General features: G+C 34.7%; 21 protein-coding genes, 1 pseudogene and 1 other annotated feature. Of the genes and pseudogenes, 9 read left to right on the plus strand and 13 right to left on the minus strand.

Annotated elements, in window-relative coordinates:
- From KUA55_RS06865 to KUA55_RS06885, 6 genes and pseudogenes are all read right to left on the minus strand, one after another.
- Window positions 1-2,451 (minus strand): Cna B-type domain-containing protein (locus tag KUA55_RS06865; protein WP_218325462.1); only part of this gene is annotated, 2,451 nt, incomplete at its 3' end.
- 1,082 nt (window positions 2,452-3,533) lie between these two features.
- On the minus strand, window positions 3,534-3,830 hold the full coding sequence (locus KUA55_RS06870; protein WP_218325463.1) for a hypothetical protein: 297 nt from the start codon (window positions 3,828-3,830) through the stop codon (window positions 3,534-3,536).
- Between the two features lie 169 nt (window positions 3,831-3,999).
- Window positions 4,000-4,590 carry a hypothetical protein gene (locus KUA55_RS06875; protein WP_218325464.1) on the minus strand — a complete coding sequence of 197 codons (591 nt, stop codon included), beginning with the start codon at window positions 4,588-4,590 and terminating at the stop codon, window positions 4,000-4,002.
- A gap of 18 nt (window positions 4,591-4,608) precedes the next feature.
- Window positions 4,609-5,304 (minus strand): class A sortase, encoded by a 696-nt coding sequence (locus tag KUA55_RS06880; protein ID WP_218325465.1) that lies wholly within the window; start codon window positions 5,302-5,304, stop codon window positions 4,609-4,611.
- A 227-nt stretch (window positions 5,305-5,531) separates the two neighbouring features.
- Window positions 5,532-5,720: pseudogene (locus tag KUA55_RS18300) on the minus strand (IS3-like element IS1520 family transposase); the annotation flags it as partial.
- A 196-nt stretch (window positions 5,721-5,916) separates the two neighbouring features.
- Window positions 5,917-8,100 (minus strand): MucBP domain-containing protein, encoded by a 2,184-nt coding sequence (locus tag KUA55_RS06885; RefSeq protein ID WP_218325466.1) that lies wholly within the window; start codon window positions 8,098-8,100, stop codon window positions 5,917-5,919.
- Between the two features lie 785 nt (window positions 8,101-8,885).
- On the opposite strand from KUA55_RS06885, the gene KUA55_RS06890 reads away from it, so the two are divergent.
- Entirely contained in the window at window positions 8,886-9,605 is a 720-nt protein-coding gene (locus tag KUA55_RS06890) for a hypothetical protein (protein WP_218325467.1), read from the plus strand.
- Between the two features lie 870 nt (window positions 9,606-10,475).
- Here KUA55_RS06890 and trhA read toward each other — a convergent pair.
- The 7 genes from trhA to KUA55_RS06925 form a co-directional block, all read right to left on the minus strand.
- The gene (trhA, locus tag KUA55_RS06895) at window positions 10,476-11,111 is read right to left on the minus strand and encodes a PAQR family membrane homeostasis protein TrhA (protein ID WP_246601431.1); all 636 of its coding nucleotides are present in this window, start codon (window positions 11,109-11,111) and stop codon (window positions 10,476-10,478) included.
- Window positions 11,112-11,193: 82 nt separating this feature from the next.
- Window positions 11,194-11,478: a hypothetical protein gene (locus KUA55_RS06900; protein ID WP_218325468.1), complete on the minus strand. Its 285-nt coding sequence runs from the start codon at window positions 11,476-11,478 to the stop codon at window positions 11,194-11,196.
- Between the two features lie 170 nt (window positions 11,479-11,648).
- Window positions 11,649-12,233 carry a ribonuclease H1 domain-containing protein gene (locus KUA55_RS06905; protein ID WP_218325469.1) on the minus strand — a complete coding sequence of 195 codons (585 nt, stop codon included), beginning with the start codon at window positions 12,231-12,233 and terminating at the stop codon, window positions 11,649-11,651.
- A 103-nt stretch (window positions 12,234-12,336) separates the two neighbouring features.
- A complete protein-coding gene (locus KUA55_RS06910; protein WP_218325470.1) occupies window positions 12,337-13,113 on the minus strand; it encodes a carbon-nitrogen family hydrolase in 777 nt (258 codons plus the stop codon).
- Window position 13,114: 1 nt separating this feature from the next.
- A complete protein-coding gene (locus tag KUA55_RS06915) occupies window positions 13,115-13,780 on the minus strand; it encodes a methionine ABC transporter permease (RefSeq protein ID WP_218325471.1) in 666 nt (221 codons plus the stop codon).
- On the minus strand, window positions 13,781-14,794 hold the full coding sequence (locus KUA55_RS06920) for a methionine ABC transporter ATP-binding protein (RefSeq protein WP_218325472.1): 1,014 nt from the start codon (window positions 14,792-14,794) through the stop codon (window positions 13,781-13,783).
- A gap of 69 nt (window positions 14,795-14,863) precedes the next feature.
- Window positions 14,864-15,703: a MetQ/NlpA family ABC transporter substrate-binding protein gene (locus tag KUA55_RS06925; RefSeq protein ID WP_218325473.1), complete on the minus strand. Its 840-nt coding sequence runs from the start codon at window positions 15,701-15,703 to the stop codon at window positions 14,864-14,866.
- A 68-nt stretch (window positions 15,704-15,771) separates the two neighbouring features.
- Window positions 15,772-16,009: a binding site (T-box leader), on the minus strand.
- 134 nt (window positions 16,010-16,143) lie between these two features.
- Between KUA55_RS06925 and KUA55_RS06930 the strand changes: the two genes are divergently transcribed.
- The 8 genes from KUA55_RS06930 to KUA55_RS06965 all read left to right on the plus strand — a co-directional run bounded on the left by KUA55_RS06930 (window position 16,144) and on the right by KUA55_RS06965 (window position 25,420).
- Window positions 16,144-17,214, plus strand: a complete 1,071-nt coding sequence (locus tag KUA55_RS06930) for an iron-containing alcohol dehydrogenase family protein (RefSeq protein WP_218325474.1) — start codon at window positions 16,144-16,146, stop codon at window positions 17,212-17,214.
- A 1,029-nt stretch (window positions 17,215-18,243) separates the two neighbouring features.
- A complete protein-coding gene (locus tag KUA55_RS06935; protein ID WP_218325475.1) occupies window positions 18,244-19,095 on the plus strand; it encodes a ParA family protein in 852 nt (283 codons plus the stop codon).
- A 16-nt stretch (window positions 19,096-19,111) separates the two neighbouring features.
- On the plus strand, window positions 19,112-19,642 hold the full coding sequence (locus tag KUA55_RS06940; RefSeq protein ID WP_218325476.1) for a hypothetical protein: 531 nt from the start codon (window positions 19,112-19,114) through the stop codon (window positions 19,640-19,642).
- Between the two features lie 648 nt (window positions 19,643-20,290).
- Window positions 20,291-21,301 carry a replication initiator protein A gene (locus tag KUA55_RS06945; protein ID WP_218325477.1) on the plus strand — a complete coding sequence of 337 codons (1,011 nt, stop codon included), beginning with the start codon at window positions 20,291-20,293 and terminating at the stop codon, window positions 21,299-21,301.
- 87 nt (window positions 21,302-21,388) lie between these two features.
- Window positions 21,389-22,678 carry a chloride channel protein gene (locus tag KUA55_RS06950; protein WP_218325478.1) on the plus strand — a complete coding sequence of 430 codons (1,290 nt, stop codon included), beginning with the start codon at window positions 21,389-21,391 and terminating at the stop codon, window positions 22,676-22,678.
- A gap of 154 nt (window positions 22,679-22,832) precedes the next feature.
- Window positions 22,833-23,900, plus strand: coding sequence for a M24 family metallopeptidase (locus KUA55_RS06955; RefSeq protein ID WP_218325479.1), 1,068 nt, complete (start codon window positions 22,833-22,835; stop codon window positions 23,898-23,900).
- Between the two features lie 278 nt (window positions 23,901-24,178).
- On the plus strand, window positions 24,179-24,943 hold the full coding sequence (locus KUA55_RS06960) for a threonine/serine exporter family protein (protein WP_246601432.1): 765 nt from the start codon (window positions 24,179-24,181) through the stop codon (window positions 24,941-24,943).
- Window positions 24,944-24,967: 24 nt separating this feature from the next.
- Window positions 24,968-25,420, plus strand: a complete 453-nt coding sequence (locus tag KUA55_RS06965) for a threonine/serine exporter family protein (RefSeq protein ID WP_218325480.1) — start codon at window positions 24,968-24,970, stop codon at window positions 25,418-25,420.
- Window positions 25,421-25,791 lie beyond the last annotated feature (371 nt).

Raw genomic sequence — 25,791 nt, forward strand, 5'->3', positions numbered from 1 at the left:
ATCATCCCAAGCTTTTGTCACAGTGACACTTGTTTTACCTGGCGTATAGCTATTTGTAATTGTTGTACCGTTAATACTAGTTGAATAGTCTGGAATAGTATTTTCGGTGACTGTGTAAACTATTTCGTGTCCTTCTTTATACTTAGCCAGATTAGTAAACTGGTAGGTCCAGTTCTCTTTTTCAGTCACTACTTTTGAATCTATTTTACTTCCATCCGCTAAAAGATTCACAGTAATAGAATTCGGACGCTTTCCATCTTGGTTATTACTATCATTCCAAACTTTTTTACCATCAATTTTTGTTAACTCAGGTGTATGGGCATTCGTAATGATAATATTACCCTTATCATGGTCATTGACGCTAACATCATATCCATCCAATTTGTCTACTTCTTTAACTGTATATTCAATTGTTTTTCCTGCTTCTTTTTCAGGTAAGTCATCCCATGTAGTTGTCCAATTATTGGAATCATTCAGTAGTACAGGCGATTTTAACTTCTCCCCATCTGCATATAATTGCACTTTAATGCCCTCGGGGCGAAGACCATCTTGATTATTACGATCATCCCAAGCTTTTGTCACAGTGACACTTGTTTTACCTGGCGTATAGCTATTTGTAATTGTTGTACCGTTAATACTAGTTGAATAGTCTGGAATCGTATTTTCGGTGACTGTGTAAACTATTTCGTGTCCTTCTTTATACTTAGCCAGATTAGTAAACTGGTAGGTCCAGTTTTCTTTTTCAGTCACTACTTTTGAATCTATTTTACTTCCATCTGCTAAAAGATTTACAGTAATAGCATTTGGACGCTTTCCATCTTGGTTATTACTATCATTCCAAACTTTTTTACCATCAATTTTTGTTAACTCAGGTGTATGGGCATTCGTAATTGTGTTGCCATCTATACTTGTGGTATACCCAGGCACATCCTGTTCCTCAACAGTATAGACAATTTCTTTTCCATTTTTAAATTTCGGTAAATCAGTAAATTCATATGACCATCCTAAATTTTCATTAGTAGTCGTAGTTTGAATAGCTTCCCCGTCGGCCAACAAATTGATTGATATATTATTTGGGCGAATGCCATCTTGATTATTAGCATCGTCCCATTTTTTTATTCCGGCTAAATTAATTTGTTCAGGATCATTTGAATTGGTTAGAAGAATAGCATTGCCATTATCTGTATCTTTTATCGTGAGATCATAACCAGAATTTTCATTTAATTCTTCTCTAGCAGTATAATATAATTTTTCTCCTTGATCGTTCTCTGCTGGTAAATTTGCCCAAATATATTCCCATCCATTCTCTTGGTTTAATAATTGTGTATCACCAAATTTGTTTTCCTTACCAGACGTAGTGGCCTCTGTATTTGTATATTCATAGGGTGTATCACTCTGATACAATTGCACTTTTAAGCCTTCAGGCCTTTTTCCATCTTGATTATTATTATCATCCCAGTGTTTTAGGACTGAAAATGATTTGTTGGAGGTGTTTAAATCAATACTAGCTCTTGTGGTTAGTATTTTTTTAATAGGTTGATATCCTCCAATAGGTTGTACAAACCCTGTGGTCCCAAATACCAAATAATAAGGTTGTCTCGTCACAAGAGCAGAATCTATATTAAAATAAAGACTAGCATCTTCTGAAGGATTATCATCAATAAGTGTTTTTGGGATATTTATTAAAATAGTACGATCTTGATAATTATTTTCAATTGTCACATCTTTGGTAATATTTTCTATAGTAGAATTTTTGTATAATTGAACATTAATATTGGTCTCGTTACTATCAATTTTAAATAGTTTTTCCGTTTCCGAGTCTAAATTATCTTCAAATTGAAGTTTGTAAAGATAATTATCGCCATCTTCCCCATGAGGAGTTATCTCACTGGCATTTATTTCGACATTGTTCAATCTATCAATCATTTCTTGATAAGAGTGGTCATCAGTTGGTTTTGCTTTTGCTTCATTATATAGTTCATTAACTATCGGATTCGATGTGAGTAACTTGTCACTAAATTTTCCTCCAGTAAATTTCCATATAACAATTTGAGTAGCAGCATATCTGGTCAATTCATTTGCATCTTTGTAGGCAGGGATATTTTTAACTTCTTCATTTTTTCCTTGATTTTGATAAAAATTTTCCATTAACCATAAAACAGAACTAGGTAGTTTTTCATTTAAATCCGCCCGATAATCATTTCCAGTAGGATAATATTTACTTTCATCTAAACAAAAATATAAATTTTTTTCATTGTCCACTAAGGTATAAAGTCTAGAATTAAGCATATCTAAGTTATCCAACTTTACTTCTGCATTATTTTTTAAATTTGCATCAATTCGAACATTGGTTATAGGATTAGGAGGTAGTATAGTAGTTTCTGCATGTACTGTCTTTGTAACAGTTATAAAACTAAAGAGTAGCGCCAGTATAAAAATTAATTTCTTCATAGTTATCCTCTTTCTTTTTTGATTATTTTATTGTAGCTAAATTTAAATGTAACTAGTGTAGTTTATCAACAAAAATATGGAGCAGACATACTACAAGTGTTATTTAAATAAATTATAATATTCAATTTAAAATCAATGAGAGGCACTTATATAGCGAAAATAAAGAGGATGGAAACATGAAATTAACTACTCTTATAATGTACTGATGTCTTGATCTCTTAAATAATCATTATTTTATATTTAATATATTTAGTGAACTTCTAACATCCATAATTGACTGGGAGATAAGTTTAATGCCCACAAATCATAAAGGGAACGTAACATAAGTCATAGTTGTTATTTTGAAAAAGTTGGCTCCTGGAAACTGTAAATGATTTCTGGGAGCCAACTTATTTACGTACTCAAAATGTTGATATATTTTCTTGCAGCTAGAGTGCTCATATTTAATGCCCTAATAGGAGGATTGGTTCTTTCTTCACCTCTCCCATCCCTCCATACAACGCAGCCCTCATTCACGCAAAGACTGGTTCTAGATCAATTTTTCTTATTGCGCAGATTTTTCCATTTTTAAGTTCTGAAAGTAAAGCTCATTGTTTACATTAAAATAATCCGTCAAAGGACTAACCTTAATGATGTACGTATTGCCACCTTGGATTAACGCTTCTTGAATTGTTTCTTTTTTAGTATATTTTTCTGTTTGTACTCTTTGATATCTCGAGCATAGCTATAGATTTTTTGCGTATTTGTTCGGTACGGATTGAAATTGAGGGGAAAAGAACTAGCTTTAATCTTCCCGCACAGATCATAATTTCGAGGACGCCAAAAAAGATCAAGCTCATTGATTTCAAGGGATTCGACGCGTTCATTGATAAACTAAGTGGTATTATCTTCTTTTGGGTAATAGCAAGTTGAGATATCCAAAGTGAGCATATTTACTTTAATTCCTTTCGGAGATTGAATGATTGAGAGTACGATTACCACTGCTATTTTACAAAAAAACTCCAGAAATGGACGGTTTTCCGCCATTTCTGGAGTTTTTTCGGAGACTTATGTTATAGACTCAAGGAATTAAAGACTTTCTATTACAATACAATTCCCGCAGTATCTTTTATCTTCTTTCCCATTTCTTTAACTTTTTCTCGACTAGTTTTAACGTTTTTAATGATTTGATTAAGTGAGTCTAGCTCGCTATCAGATAAATCATCAACAATATCTAATAATTTTTCGTTACCATTAAATTTATCTTTAACAACTTTTTTAGTTTTGTAGCGAGTTACCTCACGTTCAAACTTACCTAGTATTTTTTCTGAACAGTTAATTGTAGCGTATGCACCAGCAATAGTTAGTACACCAATTCCAATTTTAGTACATGTTTTCATAGCATTCATTCCTTCTTTAAAAGATATATTTTTGTATCTTCATTTTACTCAATACTAGGCTTAAATACGTTTTATGTCTAATCATAACTAAGATTCAATTAACTTCCATGCTAAAGTAACACTTACAATTTACAGCATTTTAATTAAGATAGATGAATATTGAATATAATTACTCTATGATTTCTTTATTAGTATGGAAAAGAACTTCTTTAATAACTATGTTTCTCTTACACAAGAATAAAAGGTATGACAGACTAGAAAAACCATATAAAGACCACGTGAACCAAGCCTGTGATCCTTTCTGAAAATCTTGTAATCTATATATAGAAAATAAATCCTCAAGTAGTTCCCCATAAAGTGCTGAATTTAATTGAACCTTACTGGCTGTAAAAATTACTTGGATTACCACTTGAATCACAAAAATGGTAATCCAACCGATCAAATAATGTAGACCACCTTTCACGGCCACTTGATTTTTATATATATTCTTTTTTTCACCATTATCGTCAAAGTAAACATACATCGGGATTAAGTGCTGCCTGATCATTGCATATTTTGCTTGATAATAGCCTACTGAGGAACCAATAAAAATACATAAAAGTAAAATGATTAAATTATTTTGACTGTAATGAAATTGAAAGATCACTTGTAGCAAGGAAAAAGAGGGCAAAAAATAATAAGTTAATTTACTAACGGATTCATACGAGAATTGCTTTCTTATAAAATAAAGCAACATTAGGATTATTAAAAATGAAATCAAATTAGAACCTCTTTCCTATTAATAGGTTTTTTCTTCCATATTAAAAGCATTTGTCATGTCTTTATCAGCACTTAATACAGGTACTATTTGCTGTAACTCTCCTTGAACAATTACTCTGTTTATTCCACTCACATCTCCACATGTAACTAAAGTAACTAATGATTTATCAGGTACTTCATCTAGCCATTGGACTGCTGTGGGATCCACCTTTTCTTTTGAAGTGACTTTGTACTCATAAATATTTTCTAAGTCAGTTAAGTAGATAGTTGCGCCCAAATTAACTTTTCCTAAAGGTGAAAATAATAAATCATCCTCATAAGCATGGTGACTTGCTAATCCATAGTTACCCACTCCCATTTGCTGATTCTCTTTAGTCGTACCAGCACCCCACAACAATGCTTCGTTGGATAATCCCTTAAATATGGGTAAATTGATAGCTACGCTAGGTATCGCTACTCCGCCAATAACTGGTAAGCGTTTGTTAGATAATTTAGCTTTTAATACAGCTTCACTACTGATGGGTTGCACTCCATCAAAATCAAAAGTTTCTTTCTTTTTTTTATTTTCTTGTATTTCTTTTTTTGTTACATTGGAGACTTGATACTGTTCACTTGTTTTACTAATGATAAAATTTTTTATCTGATTGTTAAAAATTAAAGCTAATCCAATTAATAATAAAAGAATCAAAGGGATTGTTTTAACTATTTTTTTCATACATACCCCTCTTTATTTAATATTTCCAGTAACATAGTCCAACGTACAACCCTTTTCTAGATTGTAGATAATACGCTGTAAATAATCGTGCTGCCTTCGATACTTTGCGCCTCCGCTTGAACCCCAAGGCAAAGTAACTCATTATTTTTTCAAATAAGATATCATACATAATTTTTCATCTGTCTCAGATAGTCTGCTACTTAATTGGCATATTGTACCATTGTTCCTTAGTTCCCTATAACTAATGAAATCCAATCATTATTGTACCAACGAATATAGTTATCAATTCCAATTATTGCTCCACCTATTTGCATAAACGCTTGGAAGTTTATATGTCCACGCTTCTAATTCAAGTGAAAACACTCAATTCTAGCATTATCTTCTGAGCATCTATTACGAGAATGTGTATGCTTTATCTGATTATTTTTTCATAGATTTCTATATGGAATCAAAAATATACTAAGCCAGAAAAAATAATACTATTGATTAAACCATAAAAAAATCCTACATACAACAAAGACGCGGCTAGGCAAAAGAACACCTATCCGCGTGAATTACTCTATTGATTTTCTTTCAATAGTTGGCAATTAGCTCAAGTATGAAATGAATTTTTTATCTAATTTTTTTTTGTCTTGAAATAAATATACCTATTCCAATGACTAGAATTACTCCACCAAGTAATGTGAATAATATAGTCTTTGATTCACCAGTTTGAGGAAGAAATTTCATTATTGGTTTTGAATTAATAGGTATATTACTATCTGTGGGAATTACAGAAGAGACCTGATTATTCGTATAAACGTAGGTAACCGTTTGTGGATCAGTTGTAAATGTTCCTGACGCAGCTCCTTTAACTTCTTTAAACGTATAACCATCAATAGTTAGTTTCTCTGATGTATAAGGTTCCCCAACATTACCGGATTTAACCACATTAGGTGCAATAGTATTACCTTTAGTATCTTGATATTGAATAGTTACCTCAGCTTTTTTATCAGGATCCTTTGTATAAACGTAGGTAACCGTTTGTGGATTAGTTGTAAATGTTCCTGAAGCTTGTCCTTTAACTTCTTTATACGTATAACCATCGATAGTTAGTTTCTCTGATGTATAAGGTTCCCCAACATTACCGGATTTAACATCGTTAGGTGCAATAGTATTGCCTTCGGTGTCTTGGTATTGAATAGTTACTCCACCACCTTTATCAGGATCCTTTGTATAAACGTAGGTAACCGTTTGTGGATCAGTAGTAAATGTTCCTGAAGCATTACCTTTAACTTCTTTAAACGTATAACCATCAATAGTTAGTTCTTCTGATGTATAAGTATCACCAATATTTCCGGATTTAACATCGTTAGGTACCAGGGTATTACCTTCTGTATCTTGATATTGAATAGTTACCTCCGCTTTTTTAACAGGATCCTTTGTATAAACGTAGGTAACCGTTTGTGGATCAGTAGTAAATGTTCCTGAAGCATTACCTTTAACTTCTTTAAACGTATAACCATCAATAGTTAGTTCTTCTGATGTATAAGTATCACCAATATTTCCGGATTTAACATCGTTAGGTACCAGGGTATTACCTTCTGTATCTTGATATTGAATAGTTACCTCCGCTTTTTTAACAGGATCCTTTGTATAAACGTAGGTAACCGTTTGTGGATCAGTAGTAAATGTTCCTGAAGCATTACCTTTAACTTCTTTAAATGTATAACCATCAATAGTTAGTTCCTCTGATGTATAAGGATCCCCAACATTACCAGATTTAACCTCGTTAGGTGCAAGGGTATTACCTTCTGTATCTTGATATTGAATAGTTACATTCTCTCCTATTTCTATAGGTTTTTTCAAATATATATCTGTGTTTAATTGTGTACTAAAACGATAATTACCTAATAAGCTTCTAGTAGGTATTAACATATGATATAACGATAAACTAGTACTTAAAGGTTCATCTAAATCAATATCTGATAAATCGATATCACCTTTCTTTAATTTAAAAACCAAATTATCATTTTCTAGATATATAGCATAAACTAACTTTATGTTTTCTTGAGAAACATATACATAATCCAAAAAATTTAACGGGTTTTCTGCCTCTTCTGTTGTATCAAAATCATTGTCCCATACCGCTTCTAATGGATCTATGGACAAGATTGCACCACTATATGATTCCGAAAATGGTGTTCCTTTTTGATAAAAATTAGAAATAGGTAGGACTATATTTCTGTAGTCATCGATAGTTGTTTCTAAACGTAAATTAGTTGTTCGATTTATTGACTGACTGTCAGCTAAAGAAAAAGATGAATAAGTATTATCACCATTTAAATAATCCCAAAATAGAGAAAAATTTGTGAATTCCGAGTTATAATTTTCATTAAAAATCGTATGATTTCTTTTTGCATTATTTTTGATATCTAAAAAGTAGGATTGATCTATACTCATAAATGTATTAGTTGTATGATACAAGCTAATATCTACATTTAACATTCCTGAAATAAATTCTAAACCTTTCAAATTTTCTACATAGTAACGTCCGCTATCACTGGCTGTGTTAAGATCATCTGTTAGCATAAGGTCCACATAGGATTCTTGATTGTTTTCTAATATTTCTTTTGTTAAATGATCAACATCAACATTATACTTCTCAGCCACCGCTTTTTGTAAATTTTTATCGGGCATCCAGGTATCAATTGCTTCACTATAACTTGTAGTTGTTTCAGCAGCAGCAGAAATCGGCAAAATTAATTGACCTAACATTATTATGATTATACATAATAAACTATATGATTTTTTCATTTTGTTCTCCTATAAATTATTTATTTAAAATATTTTGGATATCGCGTGATTGTGAGATTATATCGGTTAATTTACAGTCTTTTTTTTATTTTAAATTTACTATATATTATAAAAACACCGATGATTAGAATTTCCCCGCTAAGTATTGCGAATAGTATAGTTTGTGGATCAGTAGTAAATGTTCCTGAAAACAGTATGACTGTTTAAACAAAATTAATACTTAGTTTTTCTGATGTATAGCACCCCCAACATTACCGGACTTAATCACATTAGATGAAATAGTGTCACCTTCGATATTCTGATATTGAATGGTGCAATTAATAGTAAACATAATTCAGAACTCACTATTAAAAATATTAATAAAATACCAGTCAATATTTTATATTTTAACCAAAACCAATAATTATTTCAACTTTTATTCCAATAAACGAAATAAATTCATTTTATTTAACAATAAAATGAATTTAATAATTTTTTAACTGTTAATTGATTTTTCCAAAAAATAGATATTTTATAAGAACTAAATTCATTTAGAGTACATTAAGAATTATTTATAAATAGAAAATCTATTTTTTTATGTTAATTGAATAATTTTTTTAGTTGACATAATAAAATCATAAAAAGTTAACCTGATGCAGGCGTAATTTAATTGGTAATTTTAAATAACTTTATATATCTATAAATTGAAACATACAATAATTAGAGATGACTGCTACTTAATAAGTTCATATGGTATAATTAATTTCCAAAATATTTCAAAATTTTATTACACAAGGAGGAGTTATATGAAAAAAGTATTTTTAGGTATAGGTTTATTGGCATCTATGGGGTTAGGTGGATTGTTTGATACAAGCGCAAATGCTGATGTATCGGAAGTTTATAATACGTCAATTCCAAGCGTAAATTTTTTATGGAGAGAATATAATCCAAATACGGGTGAGCACTTTTTAACTGAAAGTTTTGAAGAAACCGAATGGTTAGAAGAACAAGGATGGATAACAGAGGGACTTGCATGGATGACACCCACTAGCGGAGAAGAAGTATACCGTCTTTATAATCCTAATGCAGGAGATCATTTTTACACTAAAAGTATCGTCGAATATAACTGGTTAAAGCAACAAGGATGGCTACAAGAAGGAAGATCTTTCTTTAGTTCTGAGGGTAAAGACACAGCCGTATATCGTAGCTATAATAAAAATGCTGTAGCAGCTGGATCCCATATGTTCACCATTAATAAAGACGAACACGATGGTTTATTGCGTTCTGGATGGCTTAATGAAGATGTACAATTTTATGCAGTTTCAATGTATACTCATTTGGAAACTCTAACTTTAGTAGCTGAGAGTATCACTGAAACAGAAGTCGGAAGTGCAGATTTCGCAAAATTACAACAAGTTATAGCACAATCACATACAGTGTTAAACAAGGCAAATATTTCTGATAACGAATTAAGAAATCAGTATCAAACACTATACGATACTATTAATACTTTGAATTATCTATAAACATATTTTAAATATGAGTCAATATTATTAAGAATGAAAGTGTTCCCTTATAACTCTAGGGAACACTTTTATATTCTAATTTTTATCATAATCATGAACTCTAGTATCAAGGGTCTGTTTCCAAAATTCTTCTCTAAGGTAAATCACACTATCAAAGTCTACTCGTGTATCAAAGATTTCTAAAATTGAATATTGAATATAATTTTGACTTTATTATTCCCTTTTTCTTTTACAACAATTATCAAATCAACATCTCCTCCGGCATGATCCCCTTTTGCGTATTGCATCCATCTTTACCACAATCCGTTGCTATTTCCAGAAGATGAACCTACATAATGCTTCCTTGTTGCTAAATCAGTTTGTAAACAGATAGCATTCACATTTGATAGTGGAGCAAGCTGTTTAAGCTGTGAAAAGTTACCTAAAATATTAGCATCAGCTGGAAAATCACTCATATTGCTTTCTACTGGAAGTTCATAAACACTTAATAAAGTTACAACAGTTTCGTATTTAAAGAAAACTATTCCTAATTTCAGAATCAGCTTTAAAAATCAATCTTCCAATAAATTGTTTACCCATACTTAGTTTCTCAAAGTCATTTTCTGTTGATTTTGCATGCTTATAGTACGTATTTCTCTTTTTATAAACGCCGGTGAAAAGATAGTAATTATTCCCATATCCAGGTTCTGTATAATGATTTAAGAATAATAAGTTTTCACATGAAACATCCGAGGTATCATAGCCTCCTTTGTTTTTACGCGAATAATATAAATAGTAACTTCTATCTCCCAGATTCGTTCTAAGTAGTGAAGTCTTCTATAAAATAAAAAAATCCCAAAAGCCGATGATTCAGCTTCTAGGATTTTATTTTTAAAATTGACAGATTGATAAGAACATCAAGACTGCCCCCAACATCACAAACAAATGCCAGATGACGTGGGTGAATTTTTTATCTTTCATGGTGTAAAATAATGAACCAACCGAATATGCGACACCGCCGAAGAATAGTAAAATCAACGCCTTTAATCCGATGGAATGATACAGTGTCGGCAAAGCAAAAACGATCGCCCAGCCCATCACATTATATAAAATCGTCGAGACCTTTGAAACTTTGTTCTGCCGTTTTAAAGTGACACTTTTATAAACAATACCGCTAATCGCTGCCACCCAAATCACTGTCAAAATAATGATACCTTTTGCTCCGGGAATTCGTAATAAGCAATATGGTGTGTACGTGCCAGCAATCAATAGATAGATCGAACAATGGTCAAAGACTTGAAAAACTTTTTTTGCCTTAGTAAAAATCAACGAATGAAATAATGTCGAGGCTAAAAATAGTAGAAACAACGAAAGACCATAAATAATAAAGGAAACATAACTCAACGTGGTATTGGCTTTTTGCAGCAAGACCACCAGCCCGACAATACTCAAAATCGCCGCCAAACCATGGGTCACTGCATTCAATACTTCGTTAGTTATCAAATATTTCTTACTAAATTCAACCATAATTTCACCTCGTTCATTTCTACAGACAATATATCATGATTTCAAAAATAATTCAATCTAGTTTTCAAAACTATTTAGGATTTTATCCTAACATAATTCCTGTATCTACTATTTTATAGCCAAAAATAACCTGATCATCTGCATATAAATAGGCTTCTTTCTTCCGATTCAAAACCCGCACAAAAGCACTCAAAGTCAAAGGCTTAACCCGCGGATTGGCTTTTAAAACGATCCGATCAGCTAAAACAATCATTTCTAAACGATTAATCGGATTTTTCGCAGGCAAATAAACAAAGGAAATCACAGGTACTTGATTGGGCTCACTACTAGCCACTTGTAAACTTACTAATAAATCTTTGGCTTTCATCTGGTTTCCTCATTTCTCTAACAGCTATTAAATGGCAGTTTACCACAAACTTTTTAAGCAAAAATAAAAATCTCCAAAAGTTAGGAAAACTATCTAACCTGTGAAGATTCTTTTAAATTAATTTAATCCTTTTATTTCTTCGACAAGCATTTTATTTTTTCAGTTGTAAATTACGCATTTGCCGCCATTCCTGCTAAATAATCTGCTCGATCATTGTATTTATCGCCAGAATGTCCTTTAACTTTGACAAATGAGACACTGATATTGCGGCTTACTTGATCAAATTCCTTTTTATAAAACTGAGATATCGGTTTATTGGTTTTCCAATCACCGACGGCCCAAGATTCGATGCCTTGATAATCGTAATGAATGATGATTTTGTCTAGCTGATGATCCACCGCCCATTTGACCGCTTCCAGTGAGGCGATCACTTCGCCAGCAATCTGAAAACTATCGAGAAAAGTTGCATCATTTCCAGGAATCGATAGTTCATCTACCACTTCACCATTATTCAAAATAACGACACCAGAGCCGTATTGTTGTTTGCCTTTATTGAAGGAGCCATCCACAAAAGCCGAATACCCACTGAAATCATCCGTTACTTTAGGAGCTTCTAAATAGTTTTGCGCCTCTGCTTTTGTAGGAAAAGATTTATATTTTGCGCCGGGATAACCTTTGACTAAGCGGCTGGTTTCTTCCCAAGTTGTAAAGATGCCGGTTTTTTTGCCGACCTTAATTGCATAAAATTTTGCCAAATCCTTGTTCACCTCATTAATTATTGTGCTTTATTTTAACATGTTTGCATTCAAAAACAAAAAATCCTCAAAAGTTAGAAAGAACCAACTTTTGAGAAAGTAATTAGTATAATTCTGGTCGGCGATCGTTGAAAACAGGAATATCTTTACGGGCTTCTTTTAATCGTGAAAAATCAATTTCCGTCTGAAGAACTGTTTCGTTTTCGCCCAATTCCATCACGATTTCCCCAAAAGGATCAGCCAACATGGAATGACCATTAAATTGATTGTTGGGATCACTCCCCACTCGATTAACCCCTAAAACATAGCATTGATTTTCAATTGCTCGCGCCTGTAATAGTTTTCGCCAGACTTGAATCCGTTGCTTCGGCCATTGTGCTGGTACAACAAACAGTTCGGTTCCTGTCGTCCCTTGTTTGCGAAACCATTCTGGAAAGCGCAAGTCATAACAAATCACTGTGGAAACTTGATGTCCTGCCCAATCAAAAGAAGTTGCTTGATCACCGGCAGCCAAATATTGATCTTCTGCCATCAAGCCAAACAAATGGACTTTGTCATAGTCACCCACGATTTCCCCTTTTGGATTGAAAGTGTAAGCCGTATTAAAAAATTCTGCACCCACTTTACGAGCAATTGAACCTGCCACGATATAAATCTGATGGGTTTGGGCTAATTCAGCAAAAAATACTTGGGTCTCCATCCCCTCTTCATCAGCAATCTCTGACAAACGAGTCAAATCATAAGCAGTATTCCACATTTCTGGTAAGACGACTAATTGATTAGGCTGAAAAGTTTGCTGGGAAAAAATTTCCTTAATATGGGCAAAGTTTTTTTCTGGTTCACCAAAGGCTAAATCGATTTGCATGACTGTGATCTTCATATTATTTGCTCCGATCTAATTGATTTGCGATGAGATTACCCACCGTTTGTACCAATTGTACCAAAATAATCAAGATCACGATGGTGGCATACATCACACTCGGTTCATTTCTCAAATAACCATATTGATAAGCAATACTCCCAAGTCCACCTGCCCCAACTAAACCAGCCATCGCTGTCGCACCGATTAAACCAATCAAAGCAATCGTCAAACCACGAATAATTCCGCCTCGCGATTCTCTTAACAATACTGTTTTAACAATATTAAAATTGCTAATCCCCATTGATTGGTAAGCTTCAATCACGCCAGGATCAACTTCTAACAACGAGGTTTCCACTAGACGAGCCAAATACGGCGTCGTATATAAAATCAGTGGAGGCAGCACGCCAGGAACCCCAATGGTTGTCCCCACTAAGAAACGTGTCACTGGTAAAATTAAAAATAGTAAAATAATAAATGGTAATGAGCGAAAAATATTGATCAACGTGTTGGCAATTGAATAAATCACTGTATTAGGAGTTAACCCTTCTGCTCGCGTCATCACCAGCAAAACCCCCAATGGAATCCCAAAAATAATCGCAAACGCCAAGGCGATTCCCACCATGATTAAGGTTTGACCAATCCCTTCATAAATCACACTACCCCATTCTGAAATCAATTGACTCATCTACTTAACCTCCTCAATAAAAACGCCTTGCGATGCAATATATGCTTTAGCTGCTTGAAACTCAGCCTCACTGCCACCCTCTAGCTGCACTAACAGATGTCCATGAGGTTTTTCCTTCAAATAACTGATATTGCCGCTTAAAATATTCGCCGCAATCGGATAATCCTTGGATACTTGTGACAAGATTGGTGTCGTCGCCTTTTCACCAATAAATTGCAGATTCAACAAACGACCCGTTGCTTTCGCTTCTGCCAAGACATCTTCAGGTACATTGTAACTTTCATTGGCACCAATAAATCGTTTGGTGGTCGGACTCTTTGGTCGCGTAAAGACATCGATCACTGGACCTTCTTCAATCACGGCACCCTCTTCCATCACCGCAACGCGATCACAGATTCGTGTCACTACATCAATTTCATGGGTAATCAAGAAAATTGTGATCCCTAATTCTTGATTAATTTTCAGCAATAATTCTAAAATTGATTCAGTCGTCTCCGGATCTAACGCACTTGTCGCTTCATCTGACAACAAAATCTCCGGTTCATGTGCCAATGCCCGTGCAATTGCCACCCGTTGTCTTTGTCCGCCAGAAAGTTGCGCCGGATAATTATCCTTGCGATCAGTCAAGCCTACCAAGGTTAAATACTTATCTACCCGTTCTTTAATCACATCGGCGGAAAGACCTTCTAATTTTAAAGGCTTCGCAATGTTGTCATAAACTGTCGCAGTCGATAACAAATTATAACCTTGAAAAATCATGCCGATTTTACGACGCGCCAATAGCAATTCTTTTTTTGACAACTGGTTTAGGTTTTTACCATTAACTAAAACATCGCCAGTCGTTGGTGGCTCCAAAAAGTTCACCATCCGAATCAAGGTGGATTTCCCAGCACCTGAATAACCTACCACTCCGAAAATTTCGCCTTTATTAATCGTTAAACTAACTGGCTTAACGGCTTCAATCTGACGCTTTTTTTGTACATAAGTTTTTGATACATTTTTCAACTCAATCATAAAATTTCCTCCACTTTAAAAACTCTAAAAAAAAACGATAAGACGAAGCCGCAGCTTCGCCTCAGATGGTTATTCAAACGCCGGAACGATTGCTCCTTTAAAGGTATCTTCGATGTATTTCACATTTTCAGCCGATTGGTAATATTTTTTGATTGTTTTAACGACTTCATCATCTTTATGACCTTTTTGTACAGCAAAAACGTTGTAATACTCGTTTCCTTCTGTTGGTTCACCGAAAATTGCATCGTCTTCCACACTTAAACCAGCATTTACAGCAAAGTTTCCGTTGACCACTGCAGCACTTAAATCATCTAATTGATTTACGATTTGAGAAGCTTCTAATTCTTGAATGTCCAAGTTTTTTGGATTTTCAGCGATGTCATTTTTAGTCGCTGATTCATTTAAGCCAGATTTTAATTTAATCAAACCAGCTGTCTCCAATAATTTCAATGCCCGATATTCATTACTTGGGTCATTGGGTACGCCAATTTTTGCACCATCAGGAATATCTTCTACGCTATCAACATTATTTGAATAAATTCCCATTAAAGCATAGATGGTTTTGAAAGCCGGTACGATGTCATAGCCACGATCTTCCACTTGCTGATCTAAAAACTGAATCGTTTGATAACTGTTACTATTCAAGTCACCATCATTTAAAGCTGTATTCGGTGTATTATAATCATCAAAAGTAGTTAATTTAATCGTTAAACCATCTTCTTTTGCTAACTTGGCTACATTTTCCATAATTTGTTCGTGAGGTCCCGCTGTCACCCCAACTGAAATTTCTTTTGTGCTTAACGCTTCATCTGAACCTGATTTCGATGCGCCGCACCCTGATAATAAAACCGCTGCTGCTAATGCTATCCCACCAAAAATTGTCGCTTTCTTAAATACTCCTGCTTTCATGAAAATGTCCCCCTAATTTTTTATTACTAAAAGAAAAAACTCGCCCTCTCTACCCAAATTTATTGAGCAAAAAGGACGAGCAAGTCGCGTTACCACCTTTAATTCGTAGCCGCCTCACAGCAAAAGCTACCTTGACTAGTACCATTGATACTAGAGCATTGTTAACGGAAGCTACTCCGTCACTGCCTACTTATCGACAATGCCGTTCAGAGACCATTTTTCAACCTCAGCTTCTTATCTCCTTTCACCAGGCGGAGACTCTCTACAAAGAAACATGAAACTTACTTTTCTCTTCCACACGTTTTCTTTCAGTTGTCTTGTTGAAGTTATAATACTCATTAACATCTCATTTGTCAACACAAATATTTATTGAAATCACATTTGACTTTAATAATTCAGAAGATTACAATAAACAAAATTTAAGAACTGGAGATGAATACATGAATATTGCCAACGAAGTCCGTCCTGGCGCCAATCGTTACGTCAGTGGACAAAATATTTTAGAAGAATTACCAGAATACTTGGCTTCTTTTGAAAAAATTGCTGTAATTACTGGAAAAAAATCTTACGAAGTTTTCACTAGCTACTATAAAGAAGAACTACCCTACCCGATTTATCGCTATGACGAAACAGCCAGTCGCGAAGATGCGCAGCGTTTAGCAGATGAAATCGGTCAAGTAGACGTTATTTTAGCTATCGGTGGCGGTCGTCTATTAGACGCTGCCAAAATGACAGCCGAAGTTTTAAATGTAGAATACATTTTGATTCCAACATTGATTTCAAACTGTGCGCCATTTACACCAATCGTAGCAGTTTACCATCCCGATCGAACTTTCCGTTCAATTGGCTATATCACTCGCGCACCATTTCTTTCATTAGTAGACTGGGACTTTTTATTAGAAGTGACACCGGTAGACTACTTTATCGCTGGAATCGGTGATACTTTAGCAAAATGGTACGAAATTGACGGCATTACTCGTCGCTTAAGTGAGGATAAAAAATCAGCTTATGTACGCCTTGGAATTGCTGCTGCTAAAGCAATCTTAGACATTTTACTACAAGATTCCGTCGCAGCGATTGACGATTTAAAAAATAAACGCCTATCTCCAGCCTTTGGACGCATCACAGACTGCATCATCGCACTCGCTGGTGAAACTGGTGGCTTTGCTGCAACTTATGGACGTAGCGCAGGTGCTCATGCTGTTCATGACGGCCTTTCTTATATTGAAGCAACTCATAATCAATTACATGGTAAAAAGGTCGCATACGGCATTCTAGTCCAATTGGCACACACTCAAGAGCATGACGAAATCCAAAAACTGATTCCCTTCTACCAAGCTACCGGTTTACCATTAAAATTAGCTGCATTAAATGTAGCCGATACTAGCCAAGAAAGTCTTATAAAAGTGGTCAACCACGCGGCTTCTGCCAATGAAACCTTCAACATGGTTGATCCTGATGTAACGGCTGAAGATGTCTTCGCAGCCATTCAAGTTATCGAAAGTCTTTAAAAAGTTTACTTCAAAACCAATTGAGTATACCTCAATTGGTTTTTTTGTGGTTTACTTTTATTTTCAAAGTAAACTCAATCATACTATTTTAAGGTAAACTTTTATAATTGCAGTTTACTTTTTATTCTCCTTACAATCACTGCAGTAATTAAAAAATTGTTTACCTGATATTTTTGAGGTTTACTTTTTTATTGAAGTTTACTTTATTAAATTAAATAAGGTATACTCTTTTAATTTAGAGTATACCTTATTTTTTATATTTCGTTTACCTTAAATATTTGAAGTGTACTTTAAATATCATAATTAAGTTTACTTCTTTTATTTGAAGTTTACCTTTTATACTGAATTAAAGTTTACCCACATATATTAGGTTTACTTTATTTCAATTGAAGTATACTCTTGATGTTTTATGATTAACTTTTTTAATTTAAAGTGTACTTTAAATTAAATTTTGAAGTATACTTTAAATGACTATTTTAGTTTACTTCATTTCTTTAATAGTTTACCTCTTTTATATAGAAGTTTACTTTATGATGATATAAAGTTATCCTAAAAGAATTTCAGTAAACTTTTCTATTTGATTGGGTAAACTTTTTAATAATTAAGTTAACCTCAAATAAAGCTTTTATATCAGTGTTTTAATTTAAAGTTTACCTTTTAGATATATATAAAGTTTACCTTTTGTTTAAATTATAGAGTATACTCTAAATATATAAAGTGTACTTAAAACGATTTATATAGGTTCACTTTTATATTCTAATAGAGTTTACCTATTTTATTTGAAGTATACTTTTTTATTGTCATAAAAGTTTACTACAATTGTTTAAAAGTTTACTCTTTTTAATTAAAGTTTACCCATGTATCAAAGAGTATTCCTTAAATCTTTTCAGTATACTTTTTTAACTTTATTAAGGTTACTTTTAATATCTATTACAGTTTACCACAAAAAAAAAGTTGAAGTAAACTTTTACAAACGAACTATTATATGGTAAACTTTATTTGAATATAAAATAGATTGGAGTTTACCTTATGGCAAATAAGAAAGCTGAAACATATGTCGTTGGTAATTTTAAAGGTGGGGTAGGTAAATCTACCACTGTACAAATGCTCTCATTCGAGAGCGCCTATCAGACTGAACGAAAAACCTTAGTTATCGATTTGGATCCTCAGGGCAATACCAGTGACGTTTTAAAGTTAACTGCTGAGAATTTTGGTACCCACGATTTACCTGATGAATTCGACAATACGATTTGGGAAGCAGTTAGGGGCGGGGACATTAATGATTCCATTTACAATATCATCCCCAATTTGGATCTGATTCCTGCAAATATCTCTTTTTCTGATTTTCCAGATTACATGATCGAAAAGTATCCCTCTGATAAATTGGCTCAATTTCAGTATATGGAAAAGCTATTTGCGCCATTAAAAGATATTTATGATGTCATTTACATTGATGTACCACCGACAATTAGTACTTATTCAAATGCTGCTATGTATGTGGCTGAATACGTTATTGTCATCTTGCAAACCCAAGTAAAATCTCTAAAAGGGGCACAAAACTATATTGATTACATGAACTTTTTCATTGAACAATACGATACTAGCCTAGAAGTGGTGGGTATTGTGCCTTTCATGATGCAAAAAAGAGACTCAGTTGACCAAGAAATCTATCATGCAGCCAGAGATTTATACGGTAATCATTTATTAGACACCGTTGTCTTAAATCAAAGCCGTTTGAAACGATACGATGGCTCTGGTATTACTTATGAAATCAACAAAAACGGCAAAGTAGAGCAATGGGACCGTCGAGCTCATGAAGTTTTCTTGTCAATTTTAGATGAAATCGATCAACATCGTCGCTTACTAAGCGGTGAAGAGTAGGGGAGGGGAGAGCTAAATGGCAAAAAAAATGAAGCTAGACTCCCTTTTAACTGCCAACAAGAAGAATAAAGGGATCGAAAAAATGTCCCAGTATTCCAATGAGGAAAAGAAAGCACCTGCACCAAAGCCAACTTCAAAGGAATTATTGTCAGCAAAGAATATAGAAAACACCAGTAGCTTACGGGAAACGCACTTGCTGAATCAGCAAAAAGCACTTGCCCAGGAACAAAGAGCCAATCGAGAAAAGGGCACGCCTGCTAAAAGGGGACGCAAGCGCCAATATAATGATCCTCGAAAAAAAGCACTCGAAATGCAAAAAATCTCTGCTCAAACAAAAATCCGACTACAAGGCTTGATTGATTCTAAATTTGACGGCTATACACCAGACAAAGTGATTGAATTTTTATACGATTATTACTTAGAAAAAGAGTTGCTGCAAGACGACCGAATCTTCTTAAAACAAGTCGAAGATGCCGCGATGGAAGAGTATAAAGAGAAGCCTAAATATCAGAAATTATTTGCTGAATTAGAAAATGATGAGAATTAATTACAAAAAAAGTAAACCGCAAAACCTTCTTTTAAGAGGTTTGCGGTTTACTTTTTTTATCTTTGCACTTTATTTTAAGTTTACTTTTATTACTTTTGAAACTTGATTTAAAGTTTACTTTTTGAATAAGGGGATTCTGCCTTGTCCTGTGGATAATTCAATTATAGATAGCGACTCACCAATATTTTTCCACAAAAGACCTTTTTAAAAAACTTTTTTTTCTTTTATTTAAGTTTACTTTATTGAAAGATTTAAAAGATTTTAGGGTTAACTTAAATTATCTTTAAACAATTAATAAAGTTTACTTCATTCATCTTTGAAACTTTTATAAAAGTTTACCCTAAAAAAAGATGTTCATAAATTGCTTTACAATAGGCTTTATTTCGATTATTCTAAATGCGTAAAGAAAAAAAGAGTTCAAAGATTTGGCGATCTTCAAACTCTTCGGTGAATGATGTTAATTTGGCGATTAACATATTCAGTAGTCAAAATAGATTGTTTAAATCCTAAAGATTAGTGAAAATTTGGCGTTCTCCTAATCTCTATTTAGTATACCACAAATTTACTCAAATCTCAATCACCTCAGACTATTGAACCACGAAGTTTCACCAACTTTTTCTTAAGTTTTCCTAGAGAAAGGTGAGTATTATGAATAGTCTTACATCAACATTTATGACCGCAGATAATCTGCCCAACAGCAATTTTTTACCAATTGATTTTAATTTTTTAAATAATCCACAATATGCCGATCTATCGATTGAGGCAATCTTTTTGCATGCTCTTTATACCCAGCGTATGACTTGCAGTATCCACAATAGTTTGCAAGATGGCAGCTGGCTGGATGAAGAAAAAATTCCCTTTATTTACTATAGTAATGCAGAAGTATCCGAGGTTTTAAGAATTTCTGAGCGAAAAGTGACAACTTTACGAAACCAATTGGCTGAACTTGGCTTAATTAAAGTGGTTCGTCATGGTTTAAAAAATTATCGGATTTATGTGGCGAATCCAAAAGCTCCTGCAGAAGGGACCGTCATGAAATTTACTTTCAAAAATTATCGCGCCCCGCAAACTGTGGATAAATCACGAGACGCAAAATCTGCTAGCACCAGTTCGCAAAATTTGCCGATAAGTACAAGTAAACAACTAGTAAAAACAACAAATAAAACAAGTGAAACAGACGTAGCGCCTAAAAAATTACAGCAACCTGTGGATAAAGAAGCCGCTTTGCTGGCTGGTTTACAGGCTCGTTATGCTCATTTAATCCCTGAGACAGCCTTTATGCGCTTTTTGCCTTTTTGTGATAATCGCTATCTCAAAGCCAAAAAATTCGTTGATTTAATCTTTAAAGCTAAATATGTAGCTAATCAACAATTTATTAAAGCTGGATTACCGCCAGAAGCAGAGGCTTTAACTTTTGAAAACAATCCTTATTTTAAAAACGGCTTACCTGATGCTATAGCAAAAGCCTGTGAACAAATCTATCGTTATGGCAATGTTTCTCAACCAGAAGCGTTCTTCTTTAGCTTTTTGAAAGGTTTCTTTGTGGAAAAAATCCGTCAGTTTCTAGTGGACAGTTATGAGGTGAATGACCACCTGGCTGCTACTTTGGAACGGGTAGAAAATTTTCAGAAAAGGAAAGTTTTAGTAAAATCCGCTTGATTTTCTGAAAAAAACCCGTAATTTAGCTACTAATCATGGCAAGCTTTGATATAATGTAACAGAGTCTATGTTGAAAGGTATTTATTTATGGATAATTTTAAGTTACGTTACTTTGCCTATAGTGGGCTATTTGGGCTGGCTTGTGGGGCAGTGATTGGACTATTTTTAAGTATTGTCACCTTGTGTCACAATTTTATTTGGGATTATATTCCCGGTCTAATCAATGATCCGGCGTTGTATCCTTTACTAATCTGTTTGATTGGTGGGGGACTGGTGGGAATGTTTGCCCAACGTTTTAAAGCCTACCCTCGTTCGATCAATGAAACATTGTCGGAGTTTTATAGTCGGGATCGAGTGGATTATAAACAAGGTCAGATTTGGAAGAATGCCGCTGCTGGCTTTTTGATTTTATTATTTGGAGCAAGTGTCGGACCAGAAGCTGCTTTGATTGCGATTGTGGCAGGCTTATTGACTTTTGCGGCTGACCGGATTGGTTTTGTTTCGGAATACCGAGAAGAGTTGCTAGAGTTCGGTGTTGGAACGACTTTGGGAATCATTTTCATGGCGCCTTTGTTTGGGATTGGCCGGACATTGGAGGCTGATGATTGGCGAAATTTAACTGAAAGTCGCTTGAAGCGCTATGTGATTTATATTTTCACGACCTTTGCCGGGTTTTTAGGTTATCTTCTGATGAATCAATTGCTGCCAGGACAAGAACAAGTTTTTGCGATCCGCAGCATGGATAATGGGATTACATGGCAAGGATTATTACTGATTGCGCCGATGATCGTTTTAGGCGCTTTATTCGGACAGTTTTTTATATTTGCGCAAGAAAAAGCGGAAAAATTTAACCGCCGGATCAAGAATCCGTTGCCGTTAGCTATTTTAGCTGGATTTATTTTCGGCTTAGTGGGCGTCTTTGCACCGAATTTATTATTTTCTGGTGAGCATACTTTATTATCTTTTACTCGTCAGGCTGAAAATTTAAGCTTTGTGATGCTGTTGATAATGGCATTAGGGAAAGTTACTTTGACTATGATGTCTTTGGCATTTAATTGGCGGGGTGGAACTATTTTCCCAATGATTTTTGCCAGTGTCGCTTTTGGATTAGCACTTACCAATCTTTTGCCCTACTCTGAAGGTCTGTTAGTGGCGATTTTTACTGCTGCAAGTTGTGCAATAATCTTGCGTCAACCCTTTGCGGTTGCGTGTTTGTTCCTCCTATTGTTTCCCGTGGAACTTTTTTTATGGATCTGGTTAGCTGGTTATGCAGCCACCGTTTTCATGCGTCATTTACCCTTTGGAAAAAAAGCACCAGTTAGCCGTCGAATTGCGGATAGTCAAACAAATGGCAATCGCAGACGTAGCCGCAGATAATTTTTTGAAACGATTTTCGCTTTTAGCGGGAGTCGTTTTTTTTGTAGATTAAAAAATTTACTTAAAAACTGTGGTGATTTTCTCAGAAAAATTTGATACGCTTATTTGTGGAAGCGTTTTTGTTTTCAAAAATAAAAGCAAAGAAGGTATGAAAATGAACGAGGAAAAGATTCGCGCGTATTTAGCTCAAGAAAAAATTGATGGCTTCTTTTTGGCCAAACGGGTGAACATTCGCTTTGCCAGCGGTTGGACTGGTGATGATTCCTACATGTTGATTACACAAGATGGATTGTATTTTTTAACTGATCCCCGTTACACAGAACAAGCAGCAAAAGAAGTGCCTAACTATGAAATTATTAACTGGCGCTTGCCTGGACGTACGGTAGGAGATACGGTAGCTGATTTGGCAGAAAAACACAATATTAAATCAATTGCCTTTGAAGCCGATCATTTAACTTATGACATGTATGCTGATTTTTCTAGTAAAGTTAAAAGTGAACTGGTGCAAGCAGGCGGCGTGATTGATCGGATGCGGGTGGTTAAATCACCAGAAGAAATCCAATATATGCGCAATGCTTGTGAAATCTCATGTCGGGCATTTTATCGTATTTTAGAAGATATCCAAGTTGGGGTAACGGAAAAAGAATTGGCAGCTAAACTTTCTATGTACATGGTGCAAGAAGGGGCCGACACACAACCTTACGGTAACATTTTAATTTCTGGCGCAAATACGTCATTGCTTCATGGCATTCCTTCTGAAAAAGCGATTGAATACGGCGATTTTGTTTTGATGGATTATGGTTGTCAGTTTAATGGCTACATGTCAGATATGACGCGGACAGTCGTTGTCGGCAAAGCTACAGAAAAACAGCGAGATGTCTATGAATATGAAAAACGCAGCTTAGAAGCGTCGTTAGAGGTCTTAAAAGCGGGTGTACCGGTGCGGGATGTTTATCGTGCGTCGTTAGAACCTTTGAAAGACACTGACTACATTCCATATACTTATGGCAACATCGGTCACTCGATTGGTTTGTTTGTTCATGAATTGCCTTATTTGGCAGAACAATATGATGATGTCTTAGATGAAAATTCTGTAATGACAGTTGAACCAGGAATTTATATTCCTGATTGGGGCGGCGTCCGGATTGAAGACCAAGTGCTAATCACTAAAGATGGTTACGAAAATATGATTAGCGTACCGCATGATTTGATTGAATTATAGGAACTAAATAAGCTATACTACAAGGGGCTAACTCAACACGAGGGAGCCCCTATCTTTATGCCAGTTCTACTTGGCGTATTTTGCCTTAGTAGAATGGTATGCGTACTGAAAATCAATTAAATTTTTGTAAAAAAATTATTCCTACGTATGAAATAGCTGCCAGTTCTACTTAGCGTATTTCGCCTTAGTAGAATGGTATGCGTACTGAAAATCTAGTAAAATTCTGGTAAAAACGAACCAGATTAAAAATACATAGAAACAATAAAGGAGGTTTGGTCATGGAAATGAGCGAGCAGGAGCGTTTTGATTTTGTTTATGATATTGGAGAAACGCTTTTGGAAAATGGTGCTGAGATTAAACGGATTGAAACCACCATTCGCCATGTGGCGGAGGCTTTAGAGCTGAAGGAATTTGATAGTTTTGTATTAATAAATGGCATTTTCATGACGGCCCGTTTAAAAGATCAAACGGTGCAGGCTAAGGTGCGGGATGTGCCGATATCGCCGATTAATTTAGGGCGGATTGAACAGATTAATACTTTGTCGCGACGGATTAAAGAAAATAAATTGACACCTTTTGAGGCGCGGGCGCGTTTAGAGGAAATCAAAGCGGAAAATTTTGCCTCGACACCTTTAAAGATAGCTGCTTATGGCATGGGCAGTGCCAGCTTTTGCTATATCTTTGGTGGGACAGTTTGGGGTTCATTGGGCGCCTTTTTCTTAGGGCTGGTCTTGGCTTGCTTCATGCTGTATTTGGTGCCGAAATTTCAGATGTCTAGCATTATCTCAAATATTACTGGTGGTTTTTTAGTGACGGTTTTGGCAGGGATTTTGGTGGCTGTTTTTCCTACCTTACGTTTAACGCCTTTAGTTTCTGGCGGGATCATTTCTTTGTTGCCTGGGGTAGCGGTCGTCAACGGAATTCGCTATTTATTTGATGGTGATTACAGTTCTGGCTGGGGTCAAATGATTAATGCAGTGATTACCGCTTTGTGTGTGTCGATGGGCGTTGGTCTGGTTTTATCAGTGCTTAATATTTTTTAAAAATTTTACGGAGGAGATGCCAGCATGAATCCTTTTTTTCAAATTTTAACTGGTTTTTTAGGGACTGTTTCTTTTGCTATTTTGTTTGAAGTGCCGAAAAAATATTATATTTGGTGCGGGACGATTGGGGCGATTGGCTGGGGGATTTATTTGGCCTTTATGCATTTTGTTAATGCGCCGATTGCTGCGACTTTTGTGGCTTCTTTGGCTTTAATCTACTTGTCGCGAGAAGCGTCTTTTGCTTTGCGGGCACCAGTGACTATCTTTTTAATCTGCGGAATTTTCTGTTTAGTGCCAGGATTGGGGATTTATAATTTTACTTACAATTTCTTTATTGGTGATTCGATCGAGGCTGCACAAATTGGTGTTCAAGTCTTGAAAATCGCTATCGCCATTTCGTTAGGAATCTCTGTTGGCTATGAACTATCGCCAAATTGTTTTTACTCTTATCATCGAAGAAAAAAATTAGCAGAATAAATTTTTGTAGTAGATGTTCTATAACAGTTCTTTTTTTAGAATAAAAATAATGAGAAAATGCAACCTTCAGGAAAAAAAAGTTCTGAAGGTTTTTTGTTATATATAAAGTTCAAAAAATGACAAAAAACCCTAAACAAGCTTACTGCGCTTGATAATGTAGGCGCTTTCATATGATTTAAAACTGCCATGACAGTGTTTTTAATAAAGTAAAAGACGAATGTTTCTCTGAATTTTTGGTGAAAAAATCAAAGAAAACGTTTAAAAATGTGAAAATATATAGTAAAATCGTCATAGCGATGAAGATAGAAAAACATTTTTTCCGAAAATAACTTGCATTTTTCTGTGCTTTATGGTTATTTTTATGTCGGGTT

The sequence above is a fragment of the Enterococcus alishanensis genome (assembly GCF_019218635.1).
In the GTDB taxonomy this organism is placed as follows: domain Bacteria; phylum Bacillota; class Bacilli; order Lactobacillales; family Enterococcaceae; genus Enterococcus_A; species Enterococcus_A alishanensis.

Bases quoted from the DNA above. Each gene is read 5' to 3' on its own strand.
- KUA55_RS06870 (WP_218325463.1), bottom strand. From the start codon at position 3,830: ATGAAAACATGTACTAAAATTGGAATTGGTGTACTAACTATTGCTGGT.
- KUA55_RS06880 (WP_218325465.1), bottom strand. From the start codon at position 5,304: ATGAAAAAAATAGTTAAAACAATCCCTTTGATTCTTTTATTATTAATT.
- KUA55_RS06885 (WP_218325466.1), bottom strand. From the start codon at position 8,100: ATGAAAAAATCATATAGTTTATTATGTATAATCATAATAATGTTAGGT.
- KUA55_RS06890 (WP_218325467.1), top strand. From the start codon at position 8,886: ATGAAAAAAGTATTTTTAGGTATAGGTTTATTGGCATCTATGGGGTTA.
- trhA (WP_246601431.1), bottom strand. From the start codon at position 11,111: ATGGTTGAATTTAGTAAGAAATATTTGATAACTAACGAAGTATTGAAT.
- KUA55_RS06900 (WP_218325468.1), bottom strand. From the start codon at position 11,478: ATGAAAGCCAAAGATTTATTAGTAAGTTTACAAGTGGCTAGTAGTGAG.
- KUA55_RS06910 (WP_218325470.1), bottom strand. From the start codon at position 13,113: ATGAAGATCACAGTCATGCAAATCGATTTAGCCTTTGGTGAACCAGAA.
- KUA55_RS06915 (WP_218325471.1), bottom strand. From the start codon at position 13,780: ATGAGTCAATTGATTTCAGAATGGGGTAGTGTGATTTATGAAGGGATT.
- KUA55_RS06920 (WP_218325472.1), bottom strand. From the start codon at position 14,794: ATGATTGAGTTGAAAAATGTATCAAAAACTTATGTACAAAAAAAGCGT.
- KUA55_RS06925 (WP_218325473.1), bottom strand. From the start codon at position 15,703: ATGAAAGCAGGAGTATTTAAGAAAGCGACAATTTTTGGTGGGATAGCA.
- KUA55_RS06930 (WP_218325474.1), top strand. From the start codon at position 16,144: ATGAATATTGCCAACGAAGTCCGTCCTGGCGCCAATCGTTACGTCAGT.
- KUA55_RS06935 (WP_218325475.1), top strand. From the start codon at position 18,244: ATGGCAAATAAGAAAGCTGAAACATATGTCGTTGGTAATTTTAAAGGT.
- KUA55_RS06940 (WP_218325476.1), top strand. From the start codon at position 19,112: ATGGCAAAAAAAATGAAGCTAGACTCCCTTTTAACTGCCAACAAGAAG.
- KUA55_RS06945 (WP_218325477.1), top strand. From the start codon at position 20,291: ATGAATAGTCTTACATCAACATTTATGACCGCAGATAATCTGCCCAAC.
- KUA55_RS06950 (WP_218325478.1), top strand. From the start codon at position 21,389: ATGGATAATTTTAAGTTACGTTACTTTGCCTATAGTGGGCTATTTGGG.
- KUA55_RS06955 (WP_218325479.1), top strand. From the start codon at position 22,833: ATGAACGAGGAAAAGATTCGCGCGTATTTAGCTCAAGAAAAAATTGAT.
- KUA55_RS06960 (WP_246601432.1), top strand. From the start codon at position 24,179: ATGGAAATGAGCGAGCAGGAGCGTTTTGATTTTGTTTATGATATTGGA.
- KUA55_RS06965 (WP_218325480.1), top strand. From the start codon at position 24,968: ATGAATCCTTTTTTTCAAATTTTAACTGGTTTTTTAGGGACTGTTTCT.